Here is a 7,791-nt window from a genome sequence, read left to right as displayed (position 1 = left end):
TCGAAGTGTTCGGGCAGTAACGGGCAGACATCACGGCTTTGGCGGACCGGTGACGCAATTTGCCAAGGCTGGGTCTTGCCAAAGTTGCCAATTCGCGCAAAACTCGAACTAAATAGGCCGGCCATCCGGTGTATGTCGGTTAAGTTAGGGTCACAGATGGCGGGGGCGCCATCACAAAGGCGGAGGGGTACATGGCCCTGCTCAATGTTGCTGCGACCACGGATTTCTCTGCGCAGGTGCTCAACGACATCACGGATGTCACCTTTACGGGCGTCAATGCCGCCACGGCGACCTTCTCAGCCGGCCAGTTCGACGACATCACCATTCTCAACAGCGTACACTGGACAGGCAATTCGTTCGCGAACAGCATCGTCGTGAACGGCGGCAGCGTGGATGCTTCCGCATGGGAGTTCACCGGCTGGTCGCCAGACGATTCGATCAGCTTTGGCGGGACCGCCGGCGATGATGCTTTCGTCGCCTCGCGCAGCAAGGATGTGATCGAGGGCGGGCGTGGGTCCGACGTGATCGTCTCCGGGCACGCAACCCAGGGTGACGTATTCCATGGCGGCCGGGGTACAGACACCTTCCGCTACCTCGGGTTCACCACACCCATTACCGATATGATCGATGGCGGCCTGGGCTCCGGCGACAGGATCGAGCTTGCGGAAGCAGGCACCTATGACTTTCTTGATGCCGGGATTGCTGCCGTCGAGGAACTGGCCTTCGCAAACATTGGCCAGACCGCCCTGTTCGATGCTGCCGGGTTTGCCGCGTCGGGCATTGTGTCGGTGGCCGGCTCCGCGGCCAGCAACGCCATCGAATTCCATGGCGCGGCCGCAATCGACCTGAGTGCGGTCACGTTCTCCGCGTGGGACAGCATCACCGATACCATTCAAGTTCTGGGAACCGCAGGCAACGACCAGATCACCGGTTCGGCGTTCGCAGACCAGATCTTCAGCCAGGGAGGCAGCGACACCATCGACGCAGGGGCCGGGCGGGATATCATTCACATTGAAGGACAGGGCAGCACCTCCGTGATCCAGGGCGGCGCGGGCCGAGACAGGATCGTCGTTTCCGAAGTGAACGATCTCATCATCGACATCAGAAGCGTGACCTTGACGAGTGTCGAAGATCTCGAGTTTGATGGCCAGGCGGGTGGGGTGACAAGCCTCTATGTCGCGGGCGGCCAGATCGGCGCCGGCAAGATCGACACGATCACCGGCTCCGCCGGACAGAATCTGATCTACTTTTATGGCGAGGCCGACGGCTCTTCCCTCTCCTTCGTGGATTGGAACGAGAACCTGGACGTGGTGACGTTTTCGGGCTCCATCGGTGACGAAACCACGACCGGTACGAGCGTCGCTGACACGTTCGTCATGACCGATGGCGCGGACATTCTTCACGGCGGAGATGGCGGCGACACGTTCCAGGTCAGGTCAGGCACGGCCAACGCCTCACGTGAAGTATACGGAGACGGCGGCATCGACACCCTGCTGGTGGTCAATCTGGCGCCGGCGGGACAGCACCTGACGCTGTCGACCTTCAATTCCGTCGAGCGTCTCGATTTCGGCAGTTCGATCGGGTCTCTCAGCCTGTCTGCCGATGCGATGGGTGGGGCCACCGGCATCCAGGAGGCAGACAGCGGCGATGCAGCGGCGTTGAATGCCCTCATCCTCGAAGGGGCCACCGGCGATCTCTCGGGCGTGGCGTTCACTGGATGGCAAGATGGCGACGATATCCGCTTTTCCGGCACAGCGGGTGACGATTCCTATACGGGCTCCTACGTCGGCGAGCGCTTCATCGGTTCGCTGGGTGCCGACGTCTATGATGGCGAAGGCGGCAACGACGAAGTGGACTATGGCGCCTCGGCCAATGGCGTCAGCATCGATCTGCAGCTTGCCAGTGCATCGGGCGGATCGGCAGGCGGCGACACCCTGAGCGATATCGAGTGGCTCACGGGCTCGGCCCATGATGACAGGCTTTACGGCTCGTCGGCCAGCAATGTTCTCGACGGGGGCCTTGGCAACGACACGATCCGCGGGCGCGTCGGGGGCGATATCCTGTCCGGCGACGATGGCATCGATACGCTCGACTATGCGGGATCAACGGCGGGTGTCACGGTCTCTCTCGCCGCAGGGACCGCGAGAGGCGGCCATGCCGCCAACGACAGTTTCGACGGATTTGAGAATATCACCGGAAGCTCCATGGATGATCGGCTCACGGGCAACTCGGGCAACAATGTTTTGCAAGGCGGCGGCGGCGCGGACCTGCTGATTGGCGGCAATGGCCAGGATGAACTGCAGGGCGGCGGCGGGCTTGACACCTTCAGTTTCAGCAGCACGAACCACAGCCAGGCAGGTGGCGCAACCCGCGATACTATTGCCAGCTTTTCCCAGACGGCCGGCAGCCGCGATGTCATCGATGTTTCGGCAATCGACGCCCGTGCCGGCAGCGGCGCCACGGATGAAGCATTTGTCTTCGTTGCGGCCGGCGGCTTCACCGGCGAAGGACAGATCATCGCCATCCAGTCCGGCGCCGATACCGTATTGCGGTTCAACACAAGCGGGTTGGGCGGCGCCGAAATGGAGATCGTGCTGACCGCGTTTACCGCGGCCAACATAACGGCGGCGGATTTCATTCTCTGACGAGGCGACGGTTGAGCCCGCCTCAAATCGCTGCTAGGAAACCTCCCAATCCGCAGCACCTGGAGGGGTGGCAGAGCGGTCGATTGCGGCGGTCTTGAAAACCGTTGAGGGTTCGCGCCCTCCGGGGGTTCGAATCCCTCCCCCTCCGCCATTCTTGTACCTAACATATTGAATTTAAAAGATAATCTCCAAGTTTTGGCAATTGGCCCCACATCTAGCCCCACATTTTGATTTCGCTGTGATGAACCCGCGTTGGTTCGGTCTGTTGAGTGGCAACCGGGAAGCCCATCTACGGTCTGTCGTAGCTGCCCACCGCCAGCTTCCCACCGCACCTTCCGACAAGGCAAATGAGCGGGGCCATAGGACTACTATGCGGCGGAGAGGGCGAGCGGCGGCGGGCAGGAAAGAATTCTTTGGCTGAGCGCGAGGCCCCGTGGGGGAAAGAGCGAGCGTGTGGCGTGGGGCCATTACCCCATCGCTCGCAGAATTTTTGGAAAATTTTTGAAAAGCCGCAGTAGTTGATGACCTAGCGTTAAGGTCTTCCGTTCCCGCCGCGATTGTCTAAGATGACTACAAGTTTGCAAATCAGGGACGGGGCAGCATGGGGTTCGTCGACAACCCAATCATCAACACACCCTTCGATGCCCCGGCCTATCACTATGAGCTGGACGATCAAGGCCAGCCCACTGGCGTAAAGCTCGCTGACAGGCGTGAGAGCATTCAGGTGGTGCCTGTGGCAGCCGCCCGCCGCCGTGGCCCAAAGCAGGCGGAACTGGACCTGTTCGACGATGCCGGGACGAAGATCACGCCGAACGCGCTGATCAACGAAATCCGCACCCACGTGAACCAGTGGCGTGGCCTGCCCCCCAGCCAATGGGGCGTCTCGCCCGAAACCCAGCGGCTCCTACAGCACTGGCGCGACCCGTCACGGGCGCGGCGGCTGTTCTTCTGCCAGCGTGAGGCGGTCGAGACCCTGATCTACCTCACGGAGGTCGCACCACAGCGGTTCCGCAAGCAGATCGAAGACGCCAACAAGGAAGCCAATCCCGGCCTCTACCGGCTCGCCTGCAAGATGGCGACCGGTTCCGGCAAGACAACCGTCATGGGCATGATCATTGCGTGGCATGCCGTCAACAAGGCGAGGCGATCCGGCAGCCGGACCTTCTCAGACGCCTTCCTGATCATTGCCCCTGGCATCACCATCCGCGACCGGCTGAGCGTACTCAATCCGTCGCACCCGGAAAACATTTATGAGGTTCTCAGTCTCGTGCCGCCCGACCTGCTGGACGGGGTTCGCAAGGCGCGCATCGGCATCACCAACTATCACGCCTTCATGCCGAAGGAGCTGTTGCAGGTCTCCAAGCTGAACCGTGAGCTGCTGGGGGGCCGCGACGGCCCGAAGAGCTTCGTCGAGAGCGAAGGCGAGATGGTGGCCCGTGTCGCCAAGGATGCCAATCTCATGGGGCGCAAGAACATCATCGTCCTCAATGACGAGGCGCACCACTGCTACCGTCACAAGGCGACTGACGACGCCGAAACCATCGAAGACGCCGAAGAGCGCAAGGAAGCCGAGAAGAACGAGGAAGCCGCCCGCGTGTGGATCAGCGGCATCGAAGCCTTCAACCGGCAGATCGGCGTCAAGGCCGTCTATGACGTGTCGGCCACGCCATTCTTTCTGCGCGGCTCGGGCTATCCGGAAGGCACGCTGTTTCCGTGGGTGGTGTCCGACTTCGGACTACTGGACGCCATCGAAAGCGGCATCGTGAAGGTTCCGCGCCTGCCCGTGCTAGATGATGCCATTCAGGGTGACCTGCCCAAGTTCCGCGACCTGTACCGCAACATCCTGAAACAGGACCCGAAGGGCCTGCCCCGCAAGGGGCGCGGCAAGCAGTCGAAGTCCCTCATGGACCCCCAGAAGCTGCCGCACCTCCTGCTGTCCGCCGCCGATGCCCTCTACCGGCATTACAAGAGCATCTATGACGCATGGGAGGCGCAACCCGACCTTGGCCGTCCGCCCGTCTTCATCGTGGTGTGCAACAACACGGCGACATCGAAGCTCGTGGCCGACTGGATTTCCGGTTACGAGGTGACCGAGGGCGAAGGCGAGAACGCCAAGACCCGGCTCGTTCCCGGCAAGCTGCCGTTGTTCTCCAACGTCGACGATCACGGGCGATGGCTGGGGCGGAGGCGGACGCTGTTGATCGACAGCGAGCAGCTGGAGGCCGGTGATGCCCTCACCGATGAATTCCGTGACCTTGCAAAGGACGAAATCGAAGCCTTCAAGCGCGAGCTGCGGCAGCGCAATGATCCCCGCGATATCGACAAGCTCACTGACGCCGACATCCTCCGTGAGGTCATGAACACGGTCGGACGGCCCGGCAAGCTGGGTGCCGACATCCGCTGTGTCGTCTCCGTGTCGATGCTCACCGAGGGCTGGGATGCCAACACGGTTACGCATATCTTGGGCGTGCGCGCCTTTGGCACACAACTCCTGTGCGAACAGGTGGTAGGCCGTGGCTTGCGCCGTATCAGCTATGAACCCGACCCTGCGACCGGTTTCTTCACCGTGGAATATGCCGATGTGCTGGGGGTTCCCTTCACCTTCGCGCAACAGGGTGAGAAGATCGCGCCGAAGCCGCCGCCGAAGGTCACACGCATCCGGGCCATAGAAGACCGTGCGGCCTGCGAAATCAGGTTCCCCAATGTTGAGGGCTATCGCGTCGTGTTCAAGCGGGTGCCGCTCAAGCCGGTGTTCACGGCTGACAGCCGCATGAGGCTCACGGCTGACGACATTCCGGTCGTGACCGAAATCGAGCCCTTAATCGGCGAAGGCTTCACCATGGACCTGCGGACGGACGCGGACCAGCTCCGCCTCAAGTCCGTGATCTTCGACGTTGCCGGTGTGCTGCTGAGGGAGAAGTTCCGCGACGCCGATGGCGCGTTGCAGGTCTGGCGCTACCCGGAACTTGTGCGGATCACCGAGAGCTGGTTCAAGACTTGCCTGACATGTGCGGGTGACACGCGGCCCCAATTCCTCAAGTGGCGGTCCCTTGCCTATCGCGCCGTCGAAAAGATTTACCGCGCCATCGTACCGTCCCTCACGGCCCCGCCCGATGGTACGGGCGCTGGACTTCTGCCCATACTCAACGCCTATAACCCCGAGGGATCGACAAGCCACGTCGACTTCAATACGTCGAAGACCTCGCTCTTCACCACGCGCGCCGACAAGTGCCACATCAATCTCGTCGTCTATGACAAGGACTGGGAGGCTGGCCTAGCCCAGCGGCTTGAGGGCATGGGCGAAGTTGTTGCCTATGTGAAGAACCACAACCTTGGCTTCGAGGTGCCGTATGAGCATGGCGGCGAGACGCTGCGCTATCGCCCCGACTACATCGCCCGCATTGATGACGGTGAGGCCGAGCCCTTGAACCTCGTGATCGAGGTGAAGGGCCAGCGTGACGAGAAAGACGCCGCCAAAGCCGAGACCATGCGCAACATCTGGGTGCCCGCTGTGAACAACGCCCGCCGCTATGGGCGCTGGGGCTTCTTGGAACTGAAAGACGCACCCTATGACGCTGCTGAAATCATTCGTGGCCATCTGAAGCCACTTCTGGCGGCAGAGTAGCGACATGGCCAAAAGGGGACGCAAGAAACGCAGTTCGAAGGCTGACACCATCATTGCCTGCTACGGTCAGTTTTGGGACCGCGAACTCGTGGACTGGCGCGGCCGGAAGGGCGTGCAGCGGGAACATCATAAGTTAGGCGGCAAGCGAGGCCAGCAGCCTGTCGAGGTGGCTGACCAGATCGGCATCTATGTTCTCTATGATGACAGGTATGAGCCCGTCTATGCCGGACAGGTCGGGCGATCAAAGACCAAGAATGCCGAAGTGAGCATGGGCGGCAATACACTGTTCTCCCGACTGAAGGTTCACGCCACGAGCGAGATAGGTGGCTGTTGGCGATTTTTCTCTTGGTACGGACTAAAGCTTATCAACAAGGACGGGACGCTCCGCTCCGTCAGCGCAAGGCGCGTGACAGTGAAGACTATGATCGACGCCATGGAAGCAGCGATGATCGCCTCGTTCGAACCGAGGCTGAATTCACAATCCGGTAATCTGAAATCAAGCACGCTCATTAAACAGGTGCCCGACCCGAATACACGTTCCAAGTTGCTCGAAACCAGATTGGACCGGATCGAAGGTCAACTCAAATCCATCGCACTCCAGCAGGCAGATAATGGCGAAGAAGACGACAGCGAAGACTGAGACAGAAGTTGACAGCTACACGCACGGTTCTGCCAAGCGCGTAAACATCCCCACGGCGGAAAATCAGTCGCTGGTGCCGGACGACGACAAGGCCATGAAGGTTCTGCGCTATCCGCGCAATCCCGACCTTGACCCGCAGCTTGTATGGCGTGGCAAGGACGCCGAAGACGGTGCACCACTGGAAGTCGCCGCGCCGCCGATCTACATTCAGGAAAAAATCCATCCGCGTGCCCTGATCGACAATCTGCGGCGCCGGTCTGCCGAACGAAAGCAGGACGCGGCTCCGCAGATCGACTTTTTCCACGACTTCAACGGATTGACCGACCGCGAGGCACGAACCGAGTTCTATGCCCATGCGCAGAACTGGCAGAACCGCATGATCCTGGGCGACAGCCTTCTTGTCATGGGTTCATTGGCTGAACGCGAGGCGTTGCGCGGCAAGGTGCAGTGCATCTATTTCGACCCGCCGTAACGTTGGCATCCTTGCCGCGCAAGGACCGTTTCACGAAGGCCGGGACATCACGCCAAGGCATCGAAGGTTGATGCTGGACCCTGACCCGCTTGCTGGGCTGGAGGGCAAGCAGGTGTTCAACAACTGCCACGGGATTGCCGGTGACGAGCTTTTTCGCCCAGCACCAGCTCATGACCGTGTGGCACCGCTGTTTCACCCTGGACGCCGTTTCCGGTGTTTCGAGCCAAATTGGGCGCAAGACATCGGCAATGTGGGATGGTTCGAGATCGTGGGGATGTCCCGCTCAATGTAGAAAATTGGAGTGAGGTTGGCGTTGCTCTCCTCGAGCCGTAGGCTCGGGGTGTTCAATCCTGAATGGAGAGCAACACCATGAAGAAAGCTACCACGTCTATCGAGGCGCTTGCCAGTG

The 7,791-nt window shown here is 60.8% G+C and carries 4 protein-coding genes, 1 tRNA gene and 1 pseudogene; 5 read left to right on the top strand and 1 reads right to left on the bottom strand.

Features of this window, described 5'->3' with window-relative positions; translation table 11 throughout:
- The first annotated feature begins 191 nt into the window (after nt 1-191).
- The 5 genes from ACEW8Q_RS06220 to ACEW8Q_RS06200 all read left to right on the top strand — a co-directional run bounded on the left by ACEW8Q_RS06220 (nt 192) and on the right by ACEW8Q_RS06200 (nt 7,382).
- The gene (locus tag ACEW8Q_RS06220) at nt 192-2,645 is read left to right on the top strand and encodes a hypothetical protein (protein ID WP_373503185.1); all 2,454 of its coding nucleotides are present in this window, start codon (nt 192-194) and stop codon (nt 2,643-2,645) included.
- Nucleotides 2,646-2,706: 61 nt separating this feature from the next.
- Nucleotides 2,707-2,796 (top strand) — tRNA-Ser (locus ACEW8Q_RS06215).
- A gap of 450 nt (nt 2,797-3,246) precedes the next feature.
- Complete coding sequence (locus ACEW8Q_RS06210) at nt 3,247-6,270, top strand: BPTD_3080 family restriction endonuclease (protein WP_373503184.1); 3,024 nt, start codon at nt 3,247-3,249, stop codon at nt 6,268-6,270.
- 4 nt (nt 6,271-6,274) lie between these two features.
- A complete protein-coding gene (locus tag ACEW8Q_RS06205; RefSeq protein ID WP_373503183.1) occupies nt 6,275-6,910 on the top strand; it encodes a hypothetical protein in 636 nt (211 codons plus the stop codon).
- On the top strand, nt 6,882-7,382 hold the full coding sequence (locus ACEW8Q_RS06200; protein WP_373503182.1) for a hypothetical protein: 501 nt from the start codon (nt 6,882-6,884) through the stop codon (nt 7,380-7,382). Before ACEW8Q_RS06205 ends, ACEW8Q_RS06200 begins: the two co-directional genes overlap by 29 nt.
- Here ACEW8Q_RS06200 and ACEW8Q_RS06195 read toward each other — a convergent pair.
- Nucleotides 7,312-7,641, bottom strand: a pseudogene (locus ACEW8Q_RS06195) (hypothetical protein); the annotation flags it as partial. The gene ACEW8Q_RS06200 and the pseudogene ACEW8Q_RS06195 overlap by 71 nt on opposite strands.
- Nucleotides 7,642-7,791 lie beyond the last annotated feature (150 nt).

It is taken from the genome of Aestuariivirga sp., assembly GCF_041738905.1.
GTDB lineage: Bacteria > Pseudomonadota > Alphaproteobacteria > Rhizobiales > Aestuariivirgaceae > Aestuariivirga.
The sequence above is the reverse complement of the archived record's forward strand: the minus strand, read 5'-3'. Positions and strand labels throughout refer to the sequence as shown.

What these genes read in the sequence shown, in the direction of transcription:
- ACEW8Q_RS06220 (WP_373503185.1), top strand. Translation starts at nt 192, where the DNA reads ATGGCCCTGCTCAATGTTGCTGCGACCACGGATTTCTCTGCGCAGGTG.
- ACEW8Q_RS06210 (WP_373503184.1), top strand. Translation starts at nt 3,247, where the DNA reads ATGGGGTTCGTCGACAACCCAATCATCAACACACCCTTCGATGCCCCG.
- ACEW8Q_RS06205 (WP_373503183.1), top strand. Translation starts at nt 6,275, where the DNA reads ATGGCCAAAAGGGGACGCAAGAAACGCAGTTCGAAGGCTGACACCATC.
- ACEW8Q_RS06200 (WP_373503182.1), top strand. Translation starts at nt 6,882, where the DNA reads ATGGCGAAGAAGACGACAGCGAAGACTGAGACAGAAGTTGACAGCTAC.